The sequence below is a fragment of the Amycolatopsis sp. NBC_00355 genome, assembly GCF_036104975.1.
GTDB lineage: Bacteria > Actinomycetota > Actinomycetes > Mycobacteriales > Pseudonocardiaceae > Amycolatopsis.
Genome location: NZ_CP107982.1, coordinates 8,840,126 through 8,865,876 on the forward strand (window position 1 = coordinate 8,840,126; position 25,751 = coordinate 8,865,876).

Sequence of the window (25,751 nt, forward strand, 5' to 3'; positions counted from 1 at the left end):
GTTACTTGAGGGCCCAGTTCTGGTTGGCGTCGTCGTTGCAGCCCCACAGTTCGAGCTGAGAGCCGTTGACGTTGCCGGCGGGCTTGTCGCCGCCGGTGACGTCGACGCACAGGCCGGACTGCGTGCCGGTGACCGAGCCGTCGGCGTTGAGCTTGAACTGCTGGTTCGCGCCGCCGTGGCAGGTCCAGACGATCAGCTTCGTCCCGGCCGCGGTCGCGCCGTCGCTGGCGTCGAGGCAGAGGCCGTTGGCCTTGAGCTCGCCGGCGCTGGTGAACGTCCAGGACTGGTTGGACCCGCCGTCGCAGTCCCAGATGTCGACCTTGGTGCCGGGCGTCGTGAGGTTGCCGTTGATGTCGGCGCACCGCGACGACGACGCGCCCTGCAGCGCCTTGGCCGTGCCGACGCTGGAGCCGCTCGCGTTGGCCTTCACACGGTAGATCACGGTGCTGTGCGACGGGACGGCGGCGCTGATCGTGCCGGTGCTGGTGGTCAGCTCCTTCGACCACAGGTTGGTCAGCCGGTAGTTCGACGCGGCGGGCAGCCCGGCCGCGGCGGCCGTCGTCGAGACGGTTTTGGTCGTGGTGTTCTCGTTGAACAGCACGACGGCCACGTCCCCGTCCTGGAGGGGTTTCCTCAGGACGTCCAGCCCGCCGCTGGACGAGATCCGCGTGGCCTGCTTGCCGAGCGCGTCCTGGTCGACGGCGATGACGTCCGAGTTGAGGTAGGTCGAGAAGGTGGCGACGCTGGCGCTGCGCAGGTCGGCGCCGGCGATCAGCGGCGCGGCCATCGCGGCCCAGAGCGTGAAGTGCGCACGGTCCTCCTGGAAGTCCATGCCGTCGCCGACCTCGAGCATGTCGGGGTCGTTCCAGGCGCCGGGCTTCGCGGCTGACGCGAGGCCGACGTTCTGGCGGTAGAGCGAGTCGATGCTGCCCCAGTTGTTGGTGATGTCGCCGGTGGTGCGCCACAGGTTGCCGACGTCCGGCGCCCAGGTGGACGGGCTGAAGTTGCCCCACTCGCAGATGCTGTAGGCGATCGGGCGGCCGGTGGCCTTGAGCGCGTCGCGCATCGCGGAGTAGCGGCGGATGTAGTCCTGCTGGGTCTCGCCGCCGGGGCTGCCGCAGTTGTCGTACTTGAGGTAGTCGACGCCCCAGCTCGCGTAGCTGTTGGCGTCGGTCTGCTCGTGGCCGAGACTGCCGGGGTAGTGCTGGCAGGTCTCGGTGCCGGCGCTCTCGTAGATCCCGAACTTCATCCCGCGCGCGTGGATGTAGTCACCGAGGGCCTTGAGACCGCTGGGGAACTTCGCCGGATCGGCGACGAGCTTGCCCGCGGAGTCCCGGGTCTTGGTCATCCAGCAGTCGTCGAGGTTGACGTAGGTGTAGCCGCGGTCGCGCATCCCGGAGCTGACCATCAGGTCGGTGGTCTGCTTGACGAGCGTCTCGTTGATGTTGCACTCGAAGGTGTTCCAGGTGTTCCACCCCATCGGCGGGGTTCTCGCGAGCCCGTTTTCCAGGGCATCGGCAGGGTGACCGGTGATCCCGATGACGGCGACGGCGGTGGCGAGGACGGCAAGGACTCGGCGCATGGCGGCTCCAACCGAACGACGGTGTTGAGGCAGGAGGACTAGACCACTCTTGACCAGCACTGCGTAGCTTCGATGTCCGATGCTGCGCGGTCAAGCGCCATGTTGAGTATTCTTGTTGGATTCCCGACTAAAGTTGCTCGCTCTGGAGCCGCCGAGCGATGTCCACGCTGGTCGCACCGGCCACGGCCATGGCTTCGGTGTCCCGCAAGGCCCGGCAGAGCACAAAGGCGCCTTCGAGGCTGTTGACGACGGAGATGGTGAGCGTCCGGGCGGCCTCCCGGCCGAGCCCGAACTTGGCGAACTTCTCGGTCCCGGCGTCGATCCAGGCGGTGAAGACGTCAGCGGTGGCTTGCCGCAGGGGCTCGTTGGTGCTGGCGACCTCGAGAGCGACGGTCGCGATCGGGCAGCCTTCGACGAAGTCGGTGGCTTCAAGCGTCGCGATCCCGGCGGCGAAGAACGCCTCGATCCCGCTGATCAGGTCCGGAGCGGGGTCGATGAAGAGGTCGAACAGCTGGATGTAGGCAAGGCCGGAGCTGCGGACGACCTCGGTGCCGAGCTGCTCCTTCCCACCGGGGAAGAAGTGGTAGAGCGAGCCGAAGGGAGCATTCGCCTCACTGACGATCTGCTTGAGCCCGGTACCGCTGTACCCGTTGCGCCGAAACAATTCGGCCCCGGCGGCCATGATGCGTTCCTTGGTCCCTGCCACGGTTCCGAGGATACGCGTTTGTTAGAGCGTTCTATCCACTCCGGCCGCTCACGCCGGCGGCAGACGGGGATCCACGCTCGGTCGGCTCGCCCACGCCCCGGCAGTCCGGTTCACGCTCCGGCAGTCTGGGTTCACGCTCGGTCGGCGCGTCCCCAGGCGGTCTGTTTGCCGACGTTTCGGCGACGGATTTAGATCCCGACCAGCTTGCCCACGCCCTCGCCGGGGGCTTGCCCACGCCGCGGCGAGGTGCGGTCCAAACCCCTTGCCTGCCCGGCAGCTGTCCGCAACCCAACTGGCTCGCCCGCACCGCCCGGCCGTTCGAGGCACTCCGCCTCAAGCCTGCGCTCGCCGGATTCGCTTTCGCCGGTCTCGCCGATCCTGCCGGTCTCGCCGGTCCCGCCGGTCTTGCCGATCCTGCTGGTCTTGCTGGTCTTGCTGGTCCTGCCGGTCCTGCCGACCTTGCCAGTCTTGCCGATCCCGCCCGCATCCTCGGCCAAGCCGATCCACGCCCGGCCTGCTCGTCCGCGCCCCGACCTGGGTTTTGCCATCCCGGCAGGGTTGTCCACACCCCGCCCGTGATGTGGATAACCCGGCACGAGAACGGCCGTTCCGAGCTTTCCGACGGAGGGTCCCGATACGCTGGAAGCGGGGCCGGTCCCCCGGAGAGGGCGGGGGCTGCTTTTTGTGGGGCGGCGGCAGCCTCAGGCGCTCGCTAGTGGATGTCCCAAGCGGGGCCGGGGTCCTCGGCATCGTCGCGCAGGATCGTGCCCTCGATCAGCCCGTACGGCCGGTCGGCGGCGTAGAACACCTCGTTGTCGTTCTTCAGCCCGAACGGGCTCAGGTCCACCAGGAAGTGGTGCTTGTTCGGCAGCGACAGCCGCACCTCCGCGACCTCGGGCCGCCGTTCGAGCACCGACTGGCCCATCGCGTACAGCGTCTGCTGCAGCGAAAGGCTGTGCTTCGTCGCGAACGTCTCCAGCATCGCGCGCCGGATTTCGCGGTGGCTCTCCGCCCAGTCGATGCCCTCGCCCTGGTAGCGCCAGCGTGCGGTGACCGCGGTCGCGAGGATGCGGTCGTCGGTCTCGGCGAGGGTCGTGTACTCGTCGCGCGGGAAGCCGTGGAACTCCGAGCCGGTCGACTTGAGCACGACCAGGCCGTCGATGCCGGACACGACCCACGCGCGGTCGCCCTGGACCGTGACGGCGGTGGTGCGCCGCTCGTTGCCGGCGCCGCTGAACGCGTGGCCGTGCGGCGCGCCGTCGACGCTGATCCGGTCCCAGCTGTGCTCGTCGATCTTGATCCGGGCGCCGGAGATGCTCTCCTGGCTGCCGGTGAAGTGGCGGGCCAAGCGGAGGCCGAAGTCCTCGATCTCGCCGACCGGCGCCTCCTTCGCGAAGGCGTACACCGTGTTCTTCTGCGTGTCGGTCGCGAGCACCGCGGCGTTGTCGCCGGTCAGGTGCGTTGCGGCCAGCTCGCCACGCAGCGACGTCGACACAGTGAGGTCCTTCAGGTGGTGGACGTGGCCGTCGCGGCGCACCGTCACCAGGCGGACCTCCGCCTTGCCGTACTGGTTGGGGCCCAGGGTGATGGCCACGGTTCAGCTCCCTCGGTAAGTCGAATAGGCGAACGGGCTGAGCAGGAGCGGCACGTGGTGGTGCGCAGTGCCGTCGGAGATCCGGAAAGTGAGGGCCACCTCCGGGAAGAACGCGTCCGGGCCGAGGTAGGCGCCGGTGCCGAAGACCAGCCGGTAGACGCCGGGCTCCAGCGTGTCGGGGCCGAGGTCGCGGACGCGGCCGTCATCGTCGGTGCGCCCATCGGCGATCGGCTTGCCCTCGGCGGTTTCGAACCGGACGGCGATTCCCGTTGCCGGGCGGCCGGCCGCCGTGTCGAGGACGTGGGTGGTCACGAGACTCACGCGGTCACCGCCTTGGCCAGCCGCAGCGCGGCGATCTTGAGCAATTCCTGCCCGGCGACGCCGAGTTCGGTGGCCGGGTCGTTGTCGAGCCTGCTTCGCAGGATCTTCAGCAGTTCGTCGCCGCTGCGCCCGCTGGCGCAGACGAGGTAGACGTGCCCGAACTTGGCTTCGTACTCGGCATTCGCGGCGGCGAACTCGTCGGCATTGTCCACACCGGACTGTTCGCTGCGGGACCAGTCGGCCTCGGTCCCTTGCTGCTTCGGCTTTTCGCCGATCCGGGGGTGGGCGGCCATGGCCTGGCGGATCTCGTCACTGCTCAACGGCAGGTCCGCGGCGGCGTGCAGGGCGTCGAGATTTTCGTACGGCCGGTGGCCGAGAATCGCGTCCGCCCAGCGGGGGACGGCGAGGCAGGCCGTCAGCGCCGGACGTACGTCGCCGGCGTCGGCGGTGTTGAAGTCGGTGAGGGTGAGCGGCACGGGGAACTCCTCGTGAGTGGCGTCCCGCAGACCGTACGTCGGCGCCGGAGTTCCGTCAACATTTTGTTGAATGCGCTGGTCAGTCGACTTCTCGGTTGAGGTAGTTGTAGACGGTGAACCGCGTGACACCCAGCGCGTCGGCCACCGAAGAGACGGATTTCCGCAGGCCGAAGGCGCCACGTTCGCGCAGCAGCCGCACCGCGCGCTGCTTCCCGGGACGGTCCAGATCGCCCAGTTCGGCGCCGAGTTCGCGCTCGACGTCGGCGATCAACCGGGCAAGTGCATCGTTCAGCTCGACGGCTGGGGCGCTGTGCGGTTCGCCTGCCTGTCCGCCCGCCGCGTTCGGTCCGCCTGCTCGGCCGCTCGCCGGGATTGGTCCGCCTGCTCGGCCGCTCGCCGTGTTTGCTCCACCTGCTCGACTGTCGGCCGTGTGCGGCGTACCTGCTTGGCCGCTCGTCGGGTTTCGCCTACCTGCTTGGCCGCTCGCCGCGTGCGATTCGCCTGCCGGACCGTCGGCTGTGTGCGGTTTGCCTGCTTGCCTGCCTGCCGTGTCCGGACCGCCCGTCGCGTGCGACTCACCTGCTTGGGCACCTGTCGTACCGCCCTGTCCGGCGGCGGAAGCGGCCTTCGTCTCGGTCGGCCCGCCGAGCCGACCTTCCCCCTCGGCCGCAGCGCCGCCGTCCACCGTGGCGACCTGGCGCACCTGCAGTGTGACCTGGGTGGCGCCGCCGTCGAACGCCGCCTGCGTGATGGCCGGTAGCGCCTCGAGAAGAGCCTTCGCGTCTCCCCGGACGAGGGTGCCGAGCGGCCCGAAGTCGGTGTCCAGCCCCGCTTCCACGGCCGCGTCGCGCGCGGCGAGCGCGTGCTCGGGTGGCGAACCCTCGCCGTGGAATGGTTCGCTGGTGAACTCCGCTTCAAGCCGCACGAGGATGACCGTAACGCGGCGCGTCCGTCGTTGACGAGCGACGCGGGCCGTGGTTAGTGTCGTTGTGCGAAACCGTCGTTCCGTACTGCGAAATCGGCGGCGATCATTCCTCCCGGCGAAGGGTTCTCGGATGGATCTTGTGGTGCGCGCGGCACGGGCCGTCACGGCCGAGGGCGAGGTTCCGGTGACCCTCGGTGTCGACGGCGGACGGATCGTCGCGGTCGAACCCGGCGGCGCGTCGTTGGCCGGCGACCGCGTCGTCGAGCTCGGCGACGACGTCGTGCTGCTGCCCGGATTGGTCGACACGCACGTCCACGTCAACGATCCCGGGCGCGCCGAGTGGGAAGGCTTCGAAACGGCCACCCGCGCGGCCGCGGCGGGCGGGGTGACCACGATCGTGGACATGCCGCTCAACAGCCTGCCGCCGACGGTCGACGTCGCGGCGCTGGAGGTCAAACGCAAGGCGGCGGCAGGCCGGGTGCACGTCGACGTCGGATTCTGGGGCGGCGCGATCCCCGGGAACGTCTCGGATCTGCGTGGCCTGCACGAGGCCGGTGTCTTCGGGTTCAAGTGCTTCCTGCTGCACTCCGGCGTCGACGAGTTCCCGCCGCTCGACCCCGCCGGCCTCGACGAAGCGTTGCGGGAGCTGAGTTCCCTCGACGCGCTGATGATCGTCCACGCCGAAGACGCGCACGAGATCGACGGGGCACCCGAACCGCACGGCGGTCGCTATGTCGACTTTCTGCACTCGCGACCGCGGGCGGCGGAGAACCTGGCCGTTACGCACGTGATCGAGGCGGCCCGCCGGAACTCGGCGCGGGCGCACATCCTGCACCTGTCGTCCGCGGAAGCGTTGCCGCTGGTCGCGGAAGCTCGCCGCGACGGCGTCGCGCTGACCGCCGAGACCTGCCCGCACTACTTGAGTTTCGTAGCCGAGGAGATTCGCGACGGTGCGACGCAGTTCAAGTGCTGCCCGCCGATCCGCGAGGCGGCCAACCGTGAACTGCTGTGGCAGGGGCTCGCCGACGGCGTGATCGACTGCGTCGTCAGCGACCATTCGCCGTGCACGCCGGAGCTGAAACGCTTCGACAGTGGCGACTTCGGCCAGGCCTGGGGCGGAATTTCGAGCCTGCAGCTGGGGCTTCCGGCGATCTGGACGCAGGCGCGGCAGCGTGGGTTCACGCTCACCGACGTCGTCCGCTGGATGGCCGAGCACCCCGCCGCGCAGGCGGGAATGCGTCGCAAGGGTCACCTGGCGGTGGGTTATAACGCCGACTTCTGCGTGTTCGCGCCGGACGAGGCGTTTGTCGTCGACGTCGCGAAACTGAAGCACCGCAACCCGGTCAGCGCCTACGACCGCCGCCCGCTCGCCGGCGTCGTCCGCTCGACCTGGCTGCGAGGCACCGAAATCACCGGCGACGACCCCTTCGGCGCGTTGCTGACCCGGGGGAACTGCTGAAATGGAGGCTGTGTTGTCTGACCGTCCTGAGTGGACAGAGCTGCCCGACCTCGCCTCACGCCGCTTCGGCGGGACCGTGATGTGGGCGACCGACGAGCTGTTCGCCGAGAAGGAGAACCTGGTCAACCCGTGGACGCCGGCGCACCGCGCCGAGACGTTCGGCCCGAAGGGCCAGGTCTACGACGGCTGGGAGACCCGACGCCACCGCGAACCGGGCGACGACCAGGCAATCCTGCGGCTCGGCCTGGCGGGCACCGTCACGGGAGTAGTCGTCGACACGGCGTTCTTCAAGGGCAACTACCCGCCGTTCGTCTCGGTCGAAGCGGCGTCGGTCCCGGGCTACCCGAGTGCGGCCGAGCTCGCGACGGCGGACTGGGACACCGTGGTCGACCACGCGCCCGCGGAGGGGCACACGGAGAACTTCTACACGGTCAACGGTTCCCGCAGGTACACGCACGTGCGCCTGACCCAGCACCCTGACGGCGGCGTCGCCCGCTTGCGCGTCCACGGTGCCCCGATCCCGGACCCGGACCTGCTCGATCTGGACGCGCTGGACTTGGCGTCTCTGGAGAACGGCGCCCTGGTGACAGGGTGCAGCAACATGTTCTATTCATCGCCGAACAACATGCTTTCGCCGGGCCTCGCGGCCCACCAGGCGGAGGGCTGGGAGACGGCCCGCCGCCGCGACGACGGCAACGACTGGGCGACCTTCCGGCTGGCCGGCGCCGGCACGGTCCGGTTCGTGGAGCTGGACACGAGCAACCTCAAGGGCAACGCCCCGGGCTGGGCCTCGATCAGCGGCCGCGACACGTACGGCGAGTGGGTGGAGTTGCTGCCGAAGACCCGCCTGCAGCCGGATACCCGCCACCGCTTCGCCGTACCGGACGGCCCGGAGGTGACGGAGGCCCGCCTGGACATCTACCCGGACGGCGGCCTGGCCAGACTGCGCCTGTTCGGCCGCCTGACGGAGGCGGGCCGCGCGAACGTGAAGGCCCGATTCGCCAAAACTCGCTGAAGTTGAAGGAAAGTCGCGGCGGCGGGCCGGGGGAGTGCACGCGCCCAGGTGGATGACGGAGACTCGCCCCGGCTCGCGGCTCGCGGCTCGCGGCTCGCGGCTCGCGGCTCGCGGACCGGCGGATGGCGCCGGCCAGGCCTGGCCGATGGCGCTGACCAAGCCACTTGGCGAGCTGGGCCGGTGCGCACATCACCCGGCTAACTGGCCCCGCGGGTGCTTTAGCAGTTCTCGGCGTGTGCGCCAGCCTGAATTCGCAGGTCGTCGACGAAGTACGGAGCACCTCGTCGGCGGCTCGCGGTCAGCCCGCGTCGGGGCGGTTCAGGTAGGCCGAGGCCAGGGACAGGGCGCACGCGCAGCCGATGATCGCGCTGACCCACCACGGCAGGCCGGCCACGATGCTCCACACGAAGCCCGCCGCCGCCAGGAGGGCGACGAGGATGTTCCGGAACTGCAGCGGCGTCGGTTTGGCCATGTCGCCAGCCTCTCACGGGCCCGTCTCAGACCTCTGCGCGCTCCCCGGGTTCGAGCAGCACCAGCCGGTCGGTCAGGCCGGCCGCCTCGAACTCCTTCCTCAGCACGTCCGGGCCCTCGTTGAAGTGCTGCCAACCCCGGAAGTGCAGCGGGACGACCTTCGCCGAGCCGAGCGCCTTCGCTGCCTCGACGGCGTTTTCGCTGGTCAACGTCAGGGGAGCCCCGTCGAACAACTTCGTTCTCGCGGCCCCGGCGAACAGCACCGCGATGTCGACGCTGAACCGCGACCCGATCTCCCGCACCAGGTCCACCGAAGCGTTGTCCCCGCTGACGTACACCGTCGGCAGGCCCTCTCCGCCAAGCACGAACCCGGTGACGTCACCGGCGAGTTGCTCCGCTCCTTCAGGCCCGTGCAACGCCGGGACAGCGGTGACCGTGAGCCGCCCGACCTGCGTCTCCTCCCACGGCTCCAAGCCCCGCGCGGTCCCGCCCAGCCGCTCGGCACCGCTGGGCGTGATCAAGGTCAGTGGCACCGTCTCGAGGTAGTCGCGACCACGATCGTCCAGGTTGTCCGGGTGCTGGTCGTGGGACAGCAGCACGGCGTCCACCACGCCGACGGCCTCCTCGGTCAGCACCGACTCCTCGGTCTTGACCAGCACGCGCTGGCCGATCGAGTGATCACCCGGCGGGTCGAACGTCGGATCGGTGAGCAGCCGGACGCCACCCAGCTCCAGTAGCGCGGTCGGGCCACCGGACAGGGTGATCCCCAGTTTCTCGGTCATACCGTGGCCAACGACGAGAACGGGCGTGCTCTTCCCTAGGGAGCCGACTGCCTCCTCGAGCTGATCACGCCGGTGTTGAACCCGGCCAGGTGCAGGCCCCCGGCGAACCGCGCGTGCTCGATCTTCACGCACCGGTTCATCACGACGTCCAGCCCCGCCTCCCGAGCCCGGTCGGCGACCGGCTCGTGCCACAACCCGAGTTGCAGCCACAGTGTCCGCGCGCCGGCGTCGATCACTTCCTCGGCCACCTGGGGAAGGTCGTCGCGTTTCCGGAACACGCTGACGAGGTCCGGTCCGCCCGGCACGTCCTTGATCGAGGCGTACACCGGCTTCCCGAACAGAGTGTCCAGGCGCGGGTTGACGAAGTTGACCTCGTACCGCGTCGACGAGAGCAGATAGGTCGCGACGAAGTAGCTCGGCCTCGACGGGTTCGCGGACGCGCCCACCAGCGTCACCGATTTCGTCCGCTTCAGGATCGCGCGCCGCTCGACGGCACCGACGGTGTACGTCATCCGGCCACCGCCTTGCCCAGGGCCTGGTCGAGGTCCCAGAGGATGTCCTCGACGTCCTCCAGGCCGACCGAGAGCCGGATCAGGTCGGGACCTACCCCAGCGGCCGCGAGTTGGTCTTCGGACAGTTGCGCGTGGGTCGTCGACGCCGGGTGGATCACGAGGGTCCGGGCGTCCCCGACGTTCGCCAAGTGCGACAGCAGCTCCACCGACTCGACGAACTTCTCGCCCGCTGCGCGGCCGCCGTCGATGCCGAACGAGAACACCGCCCCGGGCCCGGCGGGCAGGTACCTCTTCGCGAGGTCGTGATGCGGGTGCGCTGGCAGTCCCGCGTAGGACACCCACGCCACGCGTGGGTCCGCATCGAGGTATTCGGCGACGACGCGCGCATTCGCGACGTGCGCGTCCATCCGCTGCGGCAGCGTCTCGACGCCCTGCAGCAGAAGGAAAGCCGAGTGTGGCGAGAGGACCGCGCCGATGTCCCGCAACTGCTCCGCGCGAAGCCGCGTGCAGAAGGCGTACTCGCCGAAGTTCTCCCAGTACTTGAGCCCGCCGTAGCTCTCGACGGTCTCGGTCATCCGGGGGAACTTCCCGTTGCCCCAGTCGAACTTGCCCGACTCGACGACGATCCCGCCGAGCGTCGTCCCGTGACCGCCGAGGAACTTCGTCGCCGAGTGCAGCACGATGTCGGCGCCGTGCTCCATCGGGCGGCAGAGGTACGGCGTCGCCAGCGTCGCGTCGACCACCAGCGGGATGTCGTGGGAGTGCGCCAGGTCCGCCAGCGCGGCGAGGTCCGCGATGCCGCCACCCGGATTGCCGATCACCTCGGTGTAGAGCAGCCGGGTCCGATCGGTGATCGCCGCCGCGTAGTCGTCGATGCCGCCGCTGACGAACGTCGTCTCCACGCCGAACCGCCGGAGCGTGCCGGTGAGCTGGGTGACTGTGCCGCCGTAGAGACCGCTCGCCGAAACGATGTGGTCGCCCGCCTCGGCGAGCGCGCTGAAGGTGAGGAATTCCGCGGCCTGTCCGCTGCCGGTGGCGACACCACCGATCGCGCCCTCGAGGCTGGCGATCCGCTCCTCGAACGCCGCCACGGTCGGGTTCCCGATCCGGCTGTAGATGTTGCCGTACTTCTGCAGGGCGAACAGGTTCGCCGCGTCGGCAGCGTTCTCGAAGACGAAGCTCGTGGTCTGGTAGATCGGCACGGCACGTGCGCCGGTCGCCGGGTCGGGTGTGCCGCCCGCGTGCAGTGCGCGGGTCCGGAAGCCCCAGGTGCGTTCACTCATCGGTTCTCACCGTAACCGTCCTCCCCTCGGTCGGCCACGCCCTCCCAGGTGGTGAGCGCGGTCATTTCGTGCTGCCGAGGTTAGCACGTTTTGATATTCCGTGCGCTACACTCGAACGTATGAAATGCGCCGCGTGTGGCAAGTCGCTGCCACCTCGTCGCGGAGCTGGACGAAATCGCCAGTACTGCGACGCCACGTGCCGGAGCGCTGCCCGCAGGCAGCGGACGCACGTAAAGAATGACTTGACAAGTCCCGGTCGTCAATCCACTCTTGACACCGTGCCGGACGAACCCTTGGCCGCGGTCGGTGCGGCGTTGCGGAAAGTCCGCGACGCGGAGGCGGCACTGCGGGACACCGTGGACGCGGCCAGGGCGGCCGGGCACACCTGGCAGGAGATCGGTGACCTGCTGGGTACCAGCCGGCAGGCCGCGTTCCAGCGGTTCGGCCGGCCGGTCGATCCGGTGACGGGCGCGTCGATGACGGAACTGAAGCGGCCCGACGTGGTCTACCGCGCCGAGGAGCTCGTGGTCGAGCTCGTCGGGTGCCGGTGGCACGAGGTGCGCCGGGACTTCGACGACCGCATGCTCGCCTCGGTCGGCGAGGACGAGCTGCGGCTCGCCTGGACGCAGCTGGCCGGGTCGGTCGGACGCTACGAGCGGATGGGAGAGCCGTACGCGCGGTCGGCGGGGGACTACACGATCGTCCACCTGCCGCTGGCTTTCGAGGCCGGCGAGCGGACCGTGCAGGTGACCTACCGAGAGGACGGTCAGGTGGCCGGGCTGTGGATCCAACCGGCCGAACAGTTGTGAGCAGTTGTGAACAGGGGGAACGATGAAAACAGCAATCGCGGGCGTGATCGCGGTCCTCGCACCGCTGGTGGCCCCGGCCGCCCACGCCACCGAAGTACCCACGGCGGGGAACCAGCTCGCATGGGTCATCGACGCCACCGGACGCGTCCCGGTGTCCGATACCGAGCTGCAGCAGCACATAGCGCAGGTCCTGGGGACCGCCGCGGGTGGCACGGCGGGCATCAACGCCGCGCTGACCGGGCTCGGCCGGCTCGAGGTGGAACGGGTCGTCACCGAGGCCCCTGATCACGTCGAGGCGGTGGTCCACGGCCCGGCGGACGACTACCTGCTGGACCTCCACGTCGACCAGGCCGGGCTGATCGACGGACTGCGGGCGACCCCGGACGACCCGGTGCCGTCGTCGTGGCCGGAGGTGGACGCACAGCTCGCGGCGCTCGGCGGCCGCGTTTCGTTCGGCGCGTCGGAGATCCTGCCGGACGGGCGCTGCCGTGACGTGCACGGCGTGCAGGACACCGTGCAACGACCTTTGGGCTCGGCGTTCAAGCTCTACGTCCTCGGCGCGCTCGGCACCGCGGTCGCGGAGCACAAAGCGTCGTGGAGCGAACAGCTCGCGATCCGCGACGACTGGAAGAGCCTGCCGTCGGGAGTACTGCAGAACCAGCCGGCCGGTACCCGGCTCCCCTTGTCGGAGTACGCCGACAAGATGATCTCGATCAGCGACAACACGGCCGCCGACCACCTGATCCACCGGCTCGGCCGCGACGCCGTGCAACAGCAGGTCACCGCGTTCGGCAACCAGCGGCCGTCGGCGAACATCCCGTTCCTGACGACCAAGGCATTGTTCGAGCTCAAGGCGACGCAATATCCGGTCCGCGCCGACGCCTACCTGGCGTTGCCACGCTGGGCACGTCCCGCGGCGGTCGCCGGACTCGAACGGCTCCCGCTCACCGGCCTCACCTCCTGGCCCGAGCCGGAGAAGATCGACCAGCTCGAGTGGTTCGGCTCCCCGGACGACATCTGCCGGGCGTTTTCCGGGCTGCAGAAGGAGAATCAGCCGGAGATCGGGCACGCGCTGTCACTCAACGACGGCGGGCTGGGCCTCGATAAGGCCAAGTTCCCTGCGGTCTGGTTCAAGGGCGGCAGCGAACCCGGTGTGCTGACCCTGAACTACCTGGCCCGGACCGCCGATGGTCGTTCGCTGGTCACCAGCGTCATGGTGTCGGACCCTGCGGCGCCGTTGGACGAAAACCACGTCACGGCGCGAGGAATCGCGGTTGCGAGGGGGGCGGTGGCGCTGTTGGCAGCTACGCTGCGCCCGTGACGGTGCGCTGGAGTCTGACGATCGATTGCGCGGCGCCCCGCGCGCTGGCGAGGTTCTGGGCAGTGGCCCTCGGCTACATCGAGCGCCCACCGCCGGCCGGGTTCGCGAGCTGGGAAGCCTGGCTCACCGAATTCGGGGTTCCCGAGGACGAGTGGGACGACGGCGCGTACCTGGCCGACCCGGAGGGCGTCCTGCCGAGCCTGAGCTTCCTCAAGGTTCCCGAAGGCAAGGTCGTGAAGAACCGGCTGCACCTGGACATCCAGGCGGGAGGCGGTCGCGAGGTGCCTTGGGAGACGCGGTGGGAGCGGGTCGTGGAAGCGATCGCCCGCCTCATCGCGGCGGGCGCGACGGTGCTGCAGGAGCACGAGGCGGGCGGGCAGCCGGACCACGTCGTGATGGCGGATCCGGAGGGCAACGAGTTCTGCGTGCTCTGACCTGAGGCCGCCGGACCGGGCGTGCGGTGGTCGTCGCCACCGGTCGTCGCACGCGATCCGGGCCGGCGGCCCAGGGCTAGCCGATCAGCTCCTCGTGTCGGGTCGGATTGCCGCTGTGCCAGGGCACGACGGTGCCGAAGCGGACCAGTTCGCCGTAGGTCGACGGATCGAGGTCGTCGAGCACCAGATCGAGCACCGCTCGCGCGGCCTGGTCGGGCGTCTGCGCCTGGCTGAAGTCGGCGAACCACGGGCGCGACGCGCGCGTGTCGACGAGGCCGGGGCAGACCGCCGCGACCAGAGTGCTCTCGGCGACGTCCTGCTCTCGGCGTTGCGCGGCCACCGCGCGCACGGCGGCGACTTGGGCGACCTTCGACGGAACGTTGATCCACTCCGGCCAGCCCAGCTCGTGCGCCCGGCCTTCGTGGATCGCGGTCCGCCAGTCCTCGACGGCCCGCTCGACGTCGTCGAGGGGCACTCCGTCGAACCGGGGCCTCAGGGCCTCGGGCAGATGGCCGAGCGTGCCCAGGGAACTGGCGACGACGAGCAACCTGCCGCCCGGGCGCAGGATCGGGCCGAACGAGCGCAGCACTGCGTGGGCGCCGGCGTTCGCGACATCGAGGAAGACGTCCGCCTGCTCGGCTTGTGGCCGTCCAGGGTCGAGCGGGCCGACGGCGTTGGACAGCACGATGTCCACCGCGCCGAGATCCGTGGCGAAGCGGGCGACTGCGTCGGTGTCGGAGACGTCGAGGACGCGGCCGGCCACGCGGCTGCGTGTCGCGGGATTCGCGGCGACGCGCTCGGCGGCGGCCGCCACGCGCTCGGCGTCGCGGCCGGTGAGCAGGACGAGGTCGTCCGGGCCGAGGCGGGTGGCGAGTCCTTGGGTCAGGGCGAAGCCGAGGCCTTGGTTGGCTCCGGTCACCACGGCGGTACGTGTCATGACTCCACGCTAGGTCCGTCCGGACCATGCGCCCAGCGAGAGATCGGCAAGCCTGGTATGCGTGAACGTCATGGACTTCGGTGACGTCTCCCTGGTGGCCCTCCGCGTGTTCCGCGAGGTGGCCGAACGCGGCACGCTCACGGCGGCCGCGGCGGCGCTGGGCTACACGCAGTCCGCAGTGTCACGGCAGATCGCTTCGCTCGAGCGCGTTGCGGGGACGCCGGTGCTGGAACGGCGTCCCGGCGGGGTCCGCCTGACCGCGGCCGGGAACGTCGTGCTGCGCCGGGCGATCGCGGTGCTGGACCAGATCGATGCCGCCGGGCGCGAGCTGGCCGGGCTGCCCGCCGACGGCGGGAGCGTGCGGCTCGGGTGGTTCCCCAGCGCGGGTGCCGTCCTGGTCCCGCGCGCCGTCGCGGAGCTGCGGCGTACCCATCCCGCGGTGCGTGTCACCACCCGGGAAGGCACGACGCCGGTCTTGGTGCGGGCGCTACGCGCGGGCACGGTGGACCTGGCCGTGCTGGGCTCGGTGCCGCCGTTCCGGCCGCCGGACGCCGAAACCCCGGCACTGCGGCTCAAAACCCTCGCCGAGCGCATCCTGTGCCTCGCCGTGCCCGCGGGGCACCCGTTGGCCGGCGCGGACGTGGTCGACGTCGCCGATCTGCGTGGGCAGCGGTGGATCGCGGGTCCGTCGGCGGGGGAGGACACGCTGATGGGCGTGTGGCCCGGGCTCGACGAGCGGCCGGAGATCGCGCACACCGCTCGTGACTGGCTTGCCAAACTCAACCTGGTCGCCGCCGGCTGTGGCCTGACGACGTTGCCGGCTTCGCTCGTCGAGGCCGTGCCGCCGGGGGTGCGGGTGGTGTCGGTGCGGGGCGGGCCGTCGGAACGGCGTCGCGTGGTGCTGGCCCGGCTGCCGGGTCCGCTCTCCGAAGCGGCCGCGCTGCTGGCGGAAGCGCTGCGCCGGGTGGCCACCGGTGTGCCGGACCGCACCGATGACTGAGATGCCGATGACTGGGGATGCCGATGACTGAGATCACCGCGGGTGTCGCGGTATTCGTGTCACATCGGTCGTCGCCGCGGGGTCTACTGCTACGACGCTGGCGTGGAAGGAACGGGACACGGTGGATGCACTGACCGAGCGGTTCGAGCACGAGCGGCCACGGCTGCGGGCGGTTGCCTACCGGATGCTCGGCTCGGCGAGCGAGGCCGACGACGCCGTCCAGGAGACCTGGCTGCGGTTCGATCGCACCGACACCGGTGACGTCGAGAACGTCGGCGCGTGGCTGACCACCGTCGTCGCGCGGGTATGCCTCTCCATGCTCCGCACCCGGCGCAACCACCGCGAGGAGCCCCTGGAACTGCAGCCCGAGCCGGATGCGGACGTCCGCGACCCGGAGCAGGAGGCCGAACTGGCCGACTCGGTCGGGCTGGCGCTGCTGGTGGTGCTGGACTCGCTCGGGCCGGCCGAGCGGGTCGCGTTCGTGCTGCACGACATGTTCGCCGTGCCGTTCGACGACATCGCCCCGATGATCGACAAGACCCCGGCCGCGACGCGGCAGCTCGCGAGCCGCGCCCGTCGCCGGGTCAAGGGCGGGGCCGCCGCGGACGCGGACATGCCTCGGCGACGCAAGGTCGTCGAAGCGTTCTTGGCCGCGGCGCGTGGCGGCGACTTCGAGGCGTTGCTGTCGCTACTCGACCCGGACGTCGTCCTGCACGCCGACCGCTTCGTCGGGCCGAGTCCGGCGCCCGTCGTGCTGCGCGGGGTCGCCAGCGTCCGCGACGGCGCGCTGCTGGCTTCGGCGCGGGCCCGCGCCAGCGAACCGGCCCTCGTCGACGGCGTTCCCGGCCTGCTCATGGTGCGCGACGGGCGGCTGTCGGTCGTCCTGTCCTTCACGATCGACGACGACCGGATCACCGGCATCGACGTCATCGCGGACCCGGAGCGGCTACGTGAACTGGAGGTCGCGGTGCTCTAGTGATCCGGTCAGCCCAGGGCGGCGCGAAGGCGTGCTTCGCGCTCCGATGGCGTCTGGCGCGGGCAGCTCACGCACTTCGGGTTGCCGACTTCGTAGATCAAGCAGCACGACGCGCGGCGGACGGCGGGCGTCCGGCCGACACGGACGAAACGCGGCTTCGGCAGGTCGAGGTCGATCGCCGCCACCAGTGGCTCGGCCAGGGCCATCGCGCGTTCCGGATCCGGCGTCCACAGCAGCCGGTTGCCGATCGAGTCGGTGGCGATAGCGCCCAGCGCGCGTTCGCGGGCCCCGGTGACGGCGGCGATCGTCGTGATCGCGGTGCCGAGCGCCTTGGCGAATGCCGCACCGAGTTCGGGCAGCCCGCCGGACAGCGGACGGGTGGCCCGGGCGCCGAGGAACCGGCCGTCGGCGACCAGGTCCAGCTCTGTGGCCGCCAGCGCCGGATCGACGAGGGTTCCCGCGACCAGGCCTTCGAGCGCGGGCGCCACGAGGACCGAGGAGAGGGAGTACCACCAGATCGTGCCGAGGACCTCCGGCCGCGCGCAGCCGTAGAGCTTCGCCGCGCCGCCGACGCGGGCCCGCACCCACTCGGGGTCCGCGAGCAGGGTCGCGGGAGCGGTCCAGTCGGGCTTCACGCCTCCACCCTTCCAGACGCGCCGGGCGCGCGCGGAGATCGCGCCGGATAACGCACGGCACAGGTGGGCGGGACGGGTAGTTCACGTCGATGGGGAGCGGGCAGGCACCCGATGGGCGGTGCAGCGCCCGTGTCGATCGGGCGACCTCGGGGGGTGAGCAGGTGCCCGACGAGCGGGGCAGAGCCGGTGTCGTTTGGGGCGATCTCGAGTGGTGAGCAGGCACTCGACGAGTGAGGTAGAACGGGTGCCGTTTGGGGCGATCGCGAGGGGCGAGCAGGCACTCGACGAGTGAGGTAGAACGGGTGCCGTTTGGGGCGATCTCGAGGGGCGAGCAGGTACCCGACGAGCGGGGTAGAACCGATGTCGTTGGGCGATCTCGGAGGGCGAGTAGGCACCGGGTGGGCGGGGTAGCGCGGTGAAGATCGGGGTGACCTCGGGGAGCGAGCAGGCACCGATGGGCGGGGCACCGCCGGTGTCGTTTGGGGCGACCTCGGGGGCGAGCAGGCCACCATTGCGCGGGGCAGCGTCGGTGTCGATCGGGGCGATCTCGCCGGCGCGGACGGGGCGCCGGGGGTGTCGCGGCATGTGGGTAGGTCGCCGACCGGGCTCGCCGGCGAGCGGTGCGAGAGCTCGGGCATTCTGAGGACGCTGCGGCGTGAGGAGGTCGGACTCCGACGGGCCAGCGCCGGCGGGCGGCGGCGATGGTGCGCGCACCCGAACGTGCCTACCGCCAGCACGTCACAAGCGCCGGTATGTGGAGACCGAGAACGACACCGTGACCTTCTGCGTCTCGCTCAGCGCCTCGAGACGTTCCCGGCGGCCGTCGCGGTCGAGGTGGTGGCCTGCCGGGCCCATCTCCACCGCCTGGCGGATCCGGTCCGGGGTCAGCTCCACCGTGCTGCGCACCGCCGTGCGGCCCGTGCGGGCGAAGTACTCGCCGAGCGTTCCGTCGAGGCGCTCCTCCTTGCGGTCGTCGACCGTCAGGACCAGGTCGCCCAGCTCGCGGAGGTGGTCCGGGGCCGGGGACGCGACCGCCAGCAGACCACCCGGCCGCAGGACCCGGTGGAACTCCGGGCCGTTGCGCGGGGCGAAGACGTTCAGCAGGACCGACGCCACCTCGTCGCCGACCGGCCACGGTTCCCACAGGTTCCACACCGCCGCGCCCAGGCGGGGGTGGGCGCGCGCCGCGCGGCGGAGGGCTACCGCCGAGACGTCCAGTGCCAGGCCGGTCGCCGACGGGGCCGACGACAGGACGTGCGCCGAGTAGTAGCCCGTGCCCGCGCCCGCGTCGATCACGAGGCCGTCGGCCTCCGCGCACACCCGGGCCAGCTCGTCGGCCAGGGCGAGATAAGCGCCCGACGCGAGGAAGTCCGCGCGGGCCGCGACCATCGGTGCGGTGTCCGCTGTGCCGGCCGGGATTCGCGCGTGCAACAGGTTCACGTAACCCTGTCGGGCTAGATCGAACGAGTGGCCGTTTTCGCAACGCAGCGTGCGTTCGGCTAGCCCGATCGGGTTGCCGCACACCGAACATCGCAACGCTTCCACGACCTGGGGTGGCAGTGGGTCATTCCCGCCGTGGGCTGAGGTCATGGGGATATTCGACCACGAGGTTTCGCAACCGGACACTTCAGCACAGGTCCCGGGAAACCTGGACGTAACAACGTGGCGTGGACAGTTCACGCGGGTGAAACCTGACGAGCCGTCCCGTGAAACACCGCGCGCCAAAACTCCCTTCGCATAACCCAGGGCACGGGAGGACGATGTGCTGAACGCAGGAGACACCGCATGGGTATTGGCCAGCGCCGCGCTGGTCATGCTCATGACACCGGGATTGGCCTTTTTCTACGGCGGCATGGTCCGCGCGAAGAGCGTCTTGAACATGCTGATGATGAACTTCATCGCGCTCGCCGTGGTGGGGGTGCTGTGGGTCCTGTACGGCTTCTCGATGTCGTTCTCCAACGACGCCTTCGGCGGCTTCGTCGGTAACTTCGACCTCGCGGGGCTCGGCGACACCGTCGGCAAGCTCGCCGGCTTCGTGACGGCCGCCACCAGCACTTCGCCCGAGGTCGCGTGGCCGGGCTCCGACGCGCTGCCGGTGCTGGCTTTCGTGATGTTCCAGCTGATGTTCGCGATCATCACTCCCGCGCTGATCTCCGGCGCCATCGCCGATCGCGCGAAGTTCTGGGGCTGGACGCTGTTCGTCGTCATCTGGGTGACGGTCGTGTACTTCCCGGTCGCGCACTGGGTGTTCTCGTTCAACGGCTTCATCGGCGCGGACGCCGTCGGCGGCTGGATCGCCAACAACCTCAAGGCACTCGACTTCGCCGGTGGTACCGCGGTCCACATCAACGCCGGTGCCGCGGGTCTGGCCCTGGCGATCGTGCTCGGCAAGCGCAAGGGCTGGCCGAAGGACACCGGCCGGCCGCACAACGTGCCGTTCGTCCTGCTGGGCGCGAGCTTGCTGTGGTTCGGCTGGTACGGCTTCAACGCGGGTTCGGCGCTGGCCGCCAACGACCTCGCCGCGGTCGCCTTCACCAACACCACCGTCGCCACCGCCGCCGCCGTCCTCGGCTGGCTGCTGGTCGAGCAGCTCAAGTTCGGCAAGCCGACCACCCTCGGCGCCGCGTCCGGCGCGGTCGCCGGTCTGGTCGCCGTCACCCCGGCGTGTGGTTTCGTGAGCCCGATCGGGGCCATCGCGATCGGCGTCATCGCCGGTGCGGTCTGCGCGCTGGCCGTCTCGCTCAAGTTCCGGTTCGGCTTCGACGACTCGCTCGACGTCGTGGGCGTCCACCTGGTCGGCGGCATCGTCGGCACCCTGCTGATCGGCTTCTTCGGCACCACCAGCGTGAACTCGCTCGGCGCCGACGGCCTGTTCTACGGCGGTGGCTTCACGCAGCTCGGGCGCCAGGCGGCGGCCGCGGGTGCGGTGCTGGTGTACTCCTTCGTGCTGACCTTCATCATCGGCTTCGCGATCAAGAAGGCCGGCGGCTTCCGCGTCAGCGTGGAGGACGAGGTCGGCGGCATCGACGAGGCCCAGCACGCGGAGAGCGCGTACGACTTCACCGGGTTGTCGGGCGGTGGCTCTCCGTCCACCATTCCGGTCAAGACCACGTCGGCCGCGAAACTCGAGGAGAGCAAGGCATGAAGCTCATCACGGCGATTGTGAAGCCGTTCACGCTGGACGATGTCCGCTCCGCGCTGGAACAGCTGGGCGTGCTGGGCATGACGGTCAGCGAGGTCCAGGGGTACGGCCGGCAGAAAGGCCACACCGAGGTCTACCGCGGCGCGGAGTACTCGGTGGACTTCGTGGCGAAGCTGAAGATCGAGGTCGTCACCGACGACACCAACGTGGAGAAGGTGCTCGACGCCATCACCACGGCCGCGCACACCGGCAAGATCGGTGACGGCAAGGTGTGGGTGACGCCGGTCGAGACCGTCATCCGGGTACGGACCGGCGAGCGCGGCACGGACGCGCTATAGGCGTCCGGGATGGCCGACGGGGGCGAACTGGTCCAGGCCACCGAGCGGTTGCTCGAGGGCAGGCACGGGAGGCTGGGGGCGTCCGCTTTGCGGGCGGCCCTGGTCGACCTCTATGAGTTCTGGCTGAGCAGGGGTGCCACGGCGGCCGGCGTCGACACCGCGGAACCGCGGGTCGCGCTGGTCGCCGTGGGCGGGCTCGGCCGCCGGGAGCTGGTGCCGTTCTCCGATCTCGACCTGCTGCTGGTGCACAACGGCAACAGCAAGGTCGGCGAGGTCGCGGACGCGCTCTGGTATCCCTTGTGGGACGCGAAAGTCGGGCTCGACCACTCGGTCCGCACGCCCGGCGAAGCACTGAAGGTCGCTTCGGAGGACCTTCGGACGGCGATGGGCCTGCTCGACGCCCGGCACCTCGCCGGGGACGCCGAGCTGTCCGGCCGCCTGGTCGCGGCGGCGCGGGACCAGTGGCGTCGCACCGCGCGCAAGCAGATCCCCGATCTGACGGCGTCGGTGCGGCAGCGCTGGGCCCGCAGCGGTGAGATCGCGCAGTCCGCCGAACCCGATCTCAAGCACGGGCGGGGCGGGCTGCGGGACTTCGCCGTCCTGGAAGCGCTGGCCGCGGCGCAGCTCACCGCCCGCCCGGGCGAGGAATTGCTGGAAGCCAAGGGACTCCTGCTCGACGTCCGGACCGAGCTGCGGCGCGAGATCCGGCGCGAGCGGGACGTCCTGTCCGCGCCGGAGGCCGACCTGGTCGCCTCCGAGCTCGGCTTCGGCGACCGGTTCACCTTGGCGCGCAAGCTGTCCGGCGCGGGACGCACGATCGCGTACGCGCTGGACGTCGCGTTGCGGTCCACTGTGGACCCGCCGAAGGCGCGGTTCGGGCGGCGGCCGTCGCGCACGCCGCTCGCCGAAGGCGTGGTGCTGCACGGGAACGAGGTCGCGCTGGCCCGCGACGCCGTCCCGGCGAAGGACCCCGCGCTGCTGCTGCGGGTCGCCGCGGCCTCGGCGCGCACCGGCAAGCCGATCGCGCTCGGCACCCTGAAAGCACTGGCCGAGTCGGCCCCCGAGCTGCGCGCGCCGTGGCCCGCCGAGGCGTTGAACGCCCTGGTGGAGCTGCTGGGCGCGGGGGAGGGCCTGGTCGACGCGGTCGAGTCGCTCGACCGGACCGGGCTCTGGTCACGGCTGTTCCCCGAGTGGGGCGCGGTCCGCGACCTGCCGCCGCGCTCGCCGGTGCACCAGTGGACGGTCGACCGGCACCTCGTGCGCACCTGCGTCGAGGCGGCCAAGCTGACCACCACGGTGCCGCGACCGGACCTGCTGCTGATCGGCGCGCTGCTGCACGACATCGGCAAGGGCCGCGACGCCGACCATTCGGAGCTGGGCGCCAAGATCTCCGCCCAGGTCGCGGCCCGGCTCGGGCTGGACGCGGGCGACGCGGCGACGGTGTCGGCGATGGTCCGCCACCACCTGCTGCTGCCGCACACCGCGACGCGGCGCGACATCAGTGAGCCGGCGACGGTGGCGCGGGTGGTGAAAACCCTGGACAGCGACATCGTCCTGGTCGAACTGCTGCACGCGCTCACCCAGGCCGACTCGCTGGCCACCGGCCCCGGCGTCTGGACGGACTGGAAGGCCCGGCTGCACGCCGAGCTGGTCACCGGGTGCGAGGAAGTGTTGCGCGGCAAGGGGTTCACCGCGCCCGAGCCGATGGACTCCGAACAGCGCGAGCTCGTCGCCCAGGCCGTCGCCTCGGGCAACGGCGAAGTCCGGATCAGCACGCACGGCAAGGTCGTCACGGTGCTGCTGGCCGTGCCGGCCCGCGCGGAGCTGCTGGCTCCGGCGGCGGGGGTGCTGGCGCTGAACTCGATGGAGGTGCACTCGGCGATCCTGCGCGGTCACGACGGCGGACGCGCAGGCGTCTTCACGGCGTCACCGAAGTTCGGCTCGCTGCCGGAGGTGACGCTGCTGCGCGAGCAGTTCGCTCGCGCGGTCGCCGGCACCTTGCCGCTGACACAGCGGCTGGCGGCGAAGGAACGCGACTACGGCTCACCCGACGCGGCGTCGGTCGCGCCGAAGGTGCTGTGGTTCGACGACGAGACGAGCGGCCCGGACACGGTGGTCCTCGAACTCCGCGCGGCCGATCGGATCGGGCTGCTGTTCCGCGTGGCGGGGGCGTTGCGCCGCTGCGACGCGGAGGTCCGCTGGGCCAAGGTGGCGACGCTGGGCGGCGCGGTGGTCGACTCGTTCGCGGTGACGCCCCGCAGTGGCCGCATCGAGCCGGGCTGGCGCCGCGAAGTCGAGCAGGCCGTGCTGGCCGCGGCGTCCTGAGCGGTCTTGCCTGAGCCGAGCCGTCACTCGGCTCAGGCAAGTCACACCAGCGCGACCGCGGGCTCGCCGAACCACCTGCTCAGCGCGTTTTCCAAGCCGGACCCGCCGTTCCAGACCACGTAACCGTCGGGCCGGACGAGTTGCGGCCCGGCACCGGCTCGCGTCTCGACGCGGTCCGCCCACCCCGGCGGCAGTTCCGCGCCGATCAGGACCGCGCGACCGTCCGATGTGGACGGGACGTCGACCGCGCGGCCGGAAACCCCCGGGTACGTCACGCCGAGGCCCGAGAGCTCCGCCGCGACCGCGCGGCGGGCCTCCGGGACGGCGATCAAGCCCGTGACGACCTCCCGGACCGCCACCGCGTCCGGGTCGGGCACCCCGAGCACCGCCTGCGCCCGCGTGCTGAGCAGCACGCGGGTGGCCAGCGGGTGCCGCTCGTCGTGGTAGCTGTCGAGCAGGCCCTCGGGTGCGTGGCCGCGGACCTGCGCGGCCAGCTTCCAGCCGAGGTTCACCGCGTCCTGCAGGCCCAGGTTGAGCCCCTGGCCGCCGACCGGCAGGTGGATGTGGGCGGCGTCGCCCGCGAACAGCACGCGGCCGTGGCGGTAGCGCTCCAGCTGCCGGGACGCGTCGCCGAACCGGGACGCCCAGAGCACTTCGCCCACCTCGAACCCCGGCCCGTGCAAGGAGGTCAGGGCCCGCTGCAGTTCGCCGGCGGTGACGGGCTCGTCGCGGCCGAGCCGCTGCTGCTCCTCGCCGACGACGACCACCCGGTGGCGTCCGCCGGAGAGCGGGAGCAGGAAGCCCGCGGCCTTCGACGGCAGCCTCCACTCGTCGGCGAAATCGTCGGGCTTGCGGGTGAGTACGAGGTCGGCGACGACCAGCGAGATCCGCGCCGAGCGGCCGGGGAACGCCGCTCCCAGCAGCGTCCGGACCGTGCTGTGGCCGCCGTCGGCCGCCACGAGCCAGCCGGCCCGGTGTTCGCGGCCGCCCGCGGTGACCGTGACGCCTTTGTCGTCCTGCGCCACGGCGGTGACGGCCGCGTCGCGCAGCACCGGCGTGCGCAGCCGGGCCTCGATCGCCGCCGCGACGTGCACCTGCTCGACACCGAGCTGGTACGGGAAGCGCGTCGGCAGGTCGGTGTAGTCGATCGGGATGCCCGAGAAGTGCCCGCCGGGCAGCCGGGCCTCGATGTGCGGCTCGATCGCGGCGAGCAGGCCGCGGTCGGCCAGCACCTCGACCGACCGGGGCTGCAGGCCGAGTGCCTTCGACTGCGTCGTCGGGCGGGCGTCGCGGTCCAGGACCAGCACGTCGAGCCCGGCACGCTCCAGTTCGAACGCGGCCAGCAGGCCGGTCGGGCCGGCACCGGCGATCAGGACGTCAGGCATCGAGGTTCTCCTTCTTGAGGTACCAGACGTGCCAGATGATCAGGGCGGCCAGCATCGCGAACCACTGCACGGTGGTGACCAGCGAGATCAGGTCGATCGGCAGGGTGTAGACGAGCACGATGTGCGTGATCGCGCTGAGCACCAGCACGCCGCCCCAAGCGGCCGTGTTGATCCGCAGGCCGCGCCGGAAGCGGGCGTCGGTGTCCCAGCGGGCCGCCCACGCCTCCGCGCCCTCGGCACCACGCTTGATCTCGGCGATCGTGCGGCCCAGCGTCAGCTGCGCCGGCCGGCCGATGAACACCGTGACCAGCATCCACGCGCCGAACACGCCACCCAGCGCGGCCGTCCACCCTTCGCGGATCACCAGGGTGCGCGGGTCGTCGGAGAGCAGGCCCAGCACGACCGACAGCACCATGACGCTCAGCGTCACCAGGGCGACGAGGTCGACCTTCCGGTTGCGCACGATCGTCCACAGCACGTACGGCGCGGCCACCACGACCCCGGCTATCAGCGCCCACCACTGGCTCACGCCGGCGGCGCGCAGGCCGTAGAACAGCGCCATCGGCACGAGGACTTCGAAAACGACGTTCAGGACGTTGGCGCGGATCACCCGGCGCAGGCCGGCGTCGGGCTCGGACTTCTGTTCGATCATCATGCGGATTCCCCAGTGGTTTCGGGTGCGGTCGCCCGCACGTAGAGGTCGGCGAGCTCACGGCCGATGCGCGCGAGCTCGGCTGGTTCGGGTGCGGCCGCGGCCGCCGTGGCGACGACGGCGTCGAGGCCGCTGGTCAAGGCCAGTGCCGCGGTCCGCGGGTCGAAGCGGCCGAAGGCGCCGGCCGCCTGCCCGGTACGGAAGTGCTCTTCGAACAACGCGAGCCGCCCGTTGACGGCGTCACTCTGCGAGCCGGCGTTCTTCACCAGATCGATCAGCGCCCGGATCGCGTCGGGGTGCTCCCCGACGAGCGCGACGTTGGCTTCGACGAAAGCGCGCAGCTGCGCGACGTGCCCGACGGCGGCGTCGATGCGCGGCTGCATGAACGCCCCGGTGACCCGTTCGATCTCGGTGATACACACCGCGAGCAGGTCGTCCTTGCCCGCGAAGTGGTAGCTGATCATGCCGGTGCTCGACAGGCCCGCGTGCTTCGCGATCCGGCTGAACGACGCCTTGGCGAAGCCTTCCTCGGCGATCACTTCGATCGCCGCCTGCACGATCTGGGCCCGCCGGCCGGACTCGGTGAACGTTCTTGCTCGCATGAGCAAAATTTAGCTCAGCCGAGCAAATCTGACAAGTCGCCTGGTCAGGGGCAGAGACGGGGGAGGTGG

Annotated in this window: 27 protein-coding genes; 10 read left to right on the forward strand and 17 right to left on the reverse strand. The window is 70.8% G+C overall.

The features are described 5' to 3' along the window. Nucleotide 1 precedes the first annotated feature (1 nt). The 7 genes from OHS18_RS40875 to OHS18_RS40905 form a co-directional block, all read right to left on the reverse strand. A complete protein-coding gene (locus OHS18_RS40875; RefSeq protein ID WP_328614398.1) occupies nt 2-1,582 on the reverse strand; it encodes a glycoside hydrolase family 27 protein in 1,581 nt (526 codons plus the stop codon). Nucleotides 1,583-1,709: 127 nt separating this feature from the next. After that, complete coding sequence (locus OHS18_RS40880) at nt 1,710-2,288, reverse strand: TetR/AcrR family transcriptional regulator (protein ID WP_442874282.1); 579 nt, start codon at nt 2,286-2,288, stop codon at nt 1,710-1,712. 188 nt (nt 2,289-2,476) lie between these two features. Then, the gene (locus OHS18_RS40885; protein ID WP_328614399.1) at nt 2,477-2,785 is read right to left on the reverse strand and encodes a hypothetical protein; all 309 of its coding nucleotides are present in this window, start codon (nt 2,783-2,785) and stop codon (nt 2,477-2,479) included. 215 nt (nt 2,786-3,000) lie between these two features. Continuing rightward, nucleotides 3,001-3,882 (reverse strand): factor-independent urate hydroxylase, encoded by an 882-nt coding sequence (gene pucL / locus OHS18_RS40890; protein WP_328614400.1) that lies wholly within the window; start codon nt 3,880-3,882, stop codon nt 3,001-3,003. 3 nt (nt 3,883-3,885) lie between these two features. Beyond that, nucleotides 3,886-4,203, reverse strand: a complete 318-nt coding sequence (gene uraH, locus OHS18_RS40895) for a hydroxyisourate hydrolase (RefSeq protein WP_328614401.1) — start codon at nt 4,201-4,203, stop codon at nt 3,886-3,888. Continuing rightward, nucleotides 4,200-4,679, reverse strand: coding sequence for a 2-oxo-4-hydroxy-4-carboxy-5-ureidoimidazoline decarboxylase (uraD, locus tag OHS18_RS40900; protein ID WP_328614402.1), 480 nt, complete (start codon nt 4,677-4,679; stop codon nt 4,200-4,202). The genes uraH and uraD overlap by 4 nt, the downstream gene beginning before the upstream one ends. 79 nt (nt 4,680-4,758) lie before the next feature. Beyond that, entirely contained in the window at nt 4,759-5,052 is a 294-nt protein-coding gene (locus tag OHS18_RS40905; protein ID WP_442875445.1) for a helix-turn-helix domain-containing protein, read from the reverse strand. A 682-nt stretch (nt 5,053-5,734) separates the two neighbouring features. Here OHS18_RS40905 and allB point away from each other — a divergent pair. Further along, complete coding sequence (allB, locus tag OHS18_RS40915; RefSeq protein ID WP_328614403.1) at nt 5,735-7,063, forward strand: allantoinase AllB; 1,329 nt, start codon at nt 5,735-5,737, stop codon at nt 7,061-7,063. Nucleotide 7,064: 1 nt separating this feature from the next. Next, nucleotides 7,065-8,078 carry an allantoicase gene (gene alc, locus OHS18_RS40920; protein WP_328614404.1) on the forward strand — a complete coding sequence of 338 codons (1,014 nt, stop codon included), beginning with the start codon at nt 7,065-7,067 and terminating at the stop codon, nt 8,076-8,078. A gap of 298 nt (nt 8,079-8,376) precedes the next feature. Here the strand turns inward: alc and OHS18_RS40925 are convergent, their stop codons facing one another. Genes OHS18_RS40925 through OHS18_RS40940 form a run of 4 tightly spaced genes read right to left on the reverse strand, consistent with a single transcriptional unit; the run spans nt 8,377 to nt 11,126 of the window. Beyond that, nucleotides 8,377-8,550: a hypothetical protein gene (locus OHS18_RS40925; RefSeq protein WP_328443260.1), complete on the reverse strand. Its 174-nt coding sequence runs from the start codon at nt 8,548-8,550 to the stop codon at nt 8,377-8,379. A 25-nt stretch (nt 8,551-8,575) separates the two neighbouring features. After that, a complete protein-coding gene (locus OHS18_RS40930; protein ID WP_328614405.1) occupies nt 8,576-9,331 on the reverse strand; it encodes an MBL fold metallo-hydrolase in 756 nt (251 codons plus the stop codon). 35 nt (nt 9,332-9,366) lie between these two features. Continuing rightward, nucleotides 9,367-9,843, reverse strand: coding sequence for a CoA-binding protein (locus OHS18_RS40935; protein WP_328614406.1), 477 nt, complete (start codon nt 9,841-9,843; stop codon nt 9,367-9,369). After that, on the reverse strand, nt 9,840-11,126 hold the full coding sequence (locus OHS18_RS40940; protein WP_328614407.1) for an O-acetylhomoserine aminocarboxypropyltransferase/cysteine synthase family protein: 1,287 nt from the start codon (nt 11,124-11,126) through the stop codon (nt 9,840-9,842). The genes OHS18_RS40935 and OHS18_RS40940 overlap by 4 nt, the downstream gene beginning before the upstream one ends. A 278-nt stretch (nt 11,127-11,404) precedes the next feature. Between OHS18_RS40940 and OHS18_RS40945 the strand changes: the two genes are divergently transcribed. Genes OHS18_RS40945 through OHS18_RS40955 form a run of 3 tightly spaced genes read left to right on the forward strand, consistent with a single transcriptional unit; the run spans nt 11,405 to nt 13,690 of the window. Next, on the forward strand, nt 11,405-11,935 hold the full coding sequence (locus OHS18_RS40945; RefSeq protein WP_328443256.1) for a DUF3887 domain-containing protein: 531 nt from the start codon (nt 11,405-11,407) through the stop codon (nt 11,933-11,935). 22 nt (nt 11,936-11,957) lie between these two features. Further along, entirely contained in the window at nt 11,958-13,256 is a 1,299-nt protein-coding gene (locus OHS18_RS40950; protein ID WP_328614408.1) for a serine hydrolase, read from the forward strand. After that, nucleotides 13,253-13,690 carry a VOC family protein gene (locus OHS18_RS40955; RefSeq protein ID WP_328443254.1) on the forward strand — a complete coding sequence of 146 codons (438 nt, stop codon included), beginning with the start codon at nt 13,253-13,255 and terminating at the stop codon, nt 13,688-13,690. The genes OHS18_RS40950 and OHS18_RS40955 overlap by 4 nt, the downstream gene beginning before the upstream one ends. Nucleotides 13,691-13,766: 76 nt before the next feature. Here OHS18_RS40955 and OHS18_RS40960 read toward each other — a convergent pair whose 3' ends face one another. Then, a complete protein-coding gene (locus OHS18_RS40960; RefSeq protein WP_328614409.1) occupies nt 13,767-14,627 on the reverse strand; it encodes an SDR family NAD(P)-dependent oxidoreductase in 861 nt (286 codons plus the stop codon). A gap of 70 nt (nt 14,628-14,697) precedes the next feature. On the opposite strand from OHS18_RS40960, the gene OHS18_RS40965 reads away from it, so the two are divergent. Together OHS18_RS40965 and OHS18_RS40970 are read left to right on the forward strand one after the other, a co-directional pair. Then, the gene (locus tag OHS18_RS40965; protein WP_328618667.1) at nt 14,698-15,627 is read left to right on the forward strand and encodes a LysR substrate-binding domain-containing protein; all 930 of its coding nucleotides are present in this window, start codon (nt 14,698-14,700) and stop codon (nt 15,625-15,627) included. A gap of 121 nt (nt 15,628-15,748) precedes the next feature. Further along, nucleotides 15,749-16,603 carry a sigma-70 family RNA polymerase sigma factor gene (locus tag OHS18_RS40970; protein ID WP_328614410.1) on the forward strand — a complete coding sequence of 285 codons (855 nt, stop codon included), beginning with the start codon at nt 15,749-15,751 and terminating at the stop codon, nt 16,601-16,603. A gap of 8 nt (nt 16,604-16,611) precedes the next feature. Here OHS18_RS40970 and OHS18_RS40975 read toward each other — a convergent pair whose 3' ends face one another. After that, nucleotides 16,612-17,238, reverse strand: coding sequence for a (2Fe-2S)-binding protein (locus OHS18_RS40975; RefSeq protein WP_328614411.1), 627 nt, complete (start codon nt 17,236-17,238; stop codon nt 16,612-16,614). Between the two features lie 738 nt (nt 17,239-17,976). After that, the gene (locus tag OHS18_RS40980) at nt 17,977-18,828 is read right to left on the reverse strand and encodes a putative RNA methyltransferase (protein ID WP_328614412.1); all 852 of its coding nucleotides are present in this window, start codon (nt 18,826-18,828) and stop codon (nt 17,977-17,979) included. Between the two features lie 172 nt (nt 18,829-19,000). Here OHS18_RS40980 and OHS18_RS40985 point away from each other — a divergent pair, with 172 nt between their 5' ends. The 3 genes from OHS18_RS40985 to OHS18_RS40995 are packed head-to-tail and all read left to right on the forward strand — an operon-like array spanning nt 19,001 to nt 23,043. Next, a complete protein-coding gene (locus OHS18_RS40985) occupies nt 19,001-20,383 on the forward strand; it encodes an ammonium transporter (RefSeq protein ID WP_328443249.1) in 1,383 nt (460 codons plus the stop codon). After that, complete coding sequence (locus OHS18_RS40990; RefSeq protein WP_003103060.1) at nt 20,380-20,718, forward strand: P-II family nitrogen regulator; 339 nt, start codon at nt 20,380-20,382, stop codon at nt 20,716-20,718. The genes OHS18_RS40985 and OHS18_RS40990 overlap by 4 nt, the downstream gene beginning before the upstream one ends. Nucleotides 20,719-20,727: 9 nt before the next feature. After that, complete coding sequence (locus OHS18_RS40995) at nt 20,728-23,043, forward strand: [protein-PII] uridylyltransferase (protein WP_328614413.1); 2,316 nt, start codon at nt 20,728-20,730, stop codon at nt 23,041-23,043. A 41-nt stretch (nt 23,044-23,084) separates the two neighbouring features. Here the strand turns inward: OHS18_RS40995 and OHS18_RS41000 are convergent, their stop codons facing one another. The 3 genes from OHS18_RS41000 to OHS18_RS41010 are packed head-to-tail and all read right to left on the reverse strand — an operon-like array spanning nt 23,085 to nt 25,682. Then, nucleotides 23,085-24,428: an FAD-dependent monooxygenase gene (locus OHS18_RS41000; protein WP_328614414.1), complete on the reverse strand. Its 1,344-nt coding sequence runs from the start codon at nt 24,426-24,428 to the stop codon at nt 23,085-23,087. Further along, on the reverse strand, nt 24,421-25,083 hold the full coding sequence (locus OHS18_RS41005) for a VC0807 family protein (RefSeq protein ID WP_328614415.1): 663 nt from the start codon (nt 25,081-25,083) through the stop codon (nt 24,421-24,423). The genes OHS18_RS41000 and OHS18_RS41005 overlap by 8 nt, the downstream gene beginning before the upstream one ends. Next, on the reverse strand, nt 25,080-25,682 hold the full coding sequence (locus OHS18_RS41010; RefSeq protein WP_328443245.1) for a TetR/AcrR family transcriptional regulator: 603 nt from the start codon (nt 25,680-25,682) through the stop codon (nt 25,080-25,082). The genes OHS18_RS41005 and OHS18_RS41010 overlap by 4 nt, the downstream gene beginning before the upstream one ends. Nucleotides 25,683-25,751: the final 69 nt, after the last annotated feature.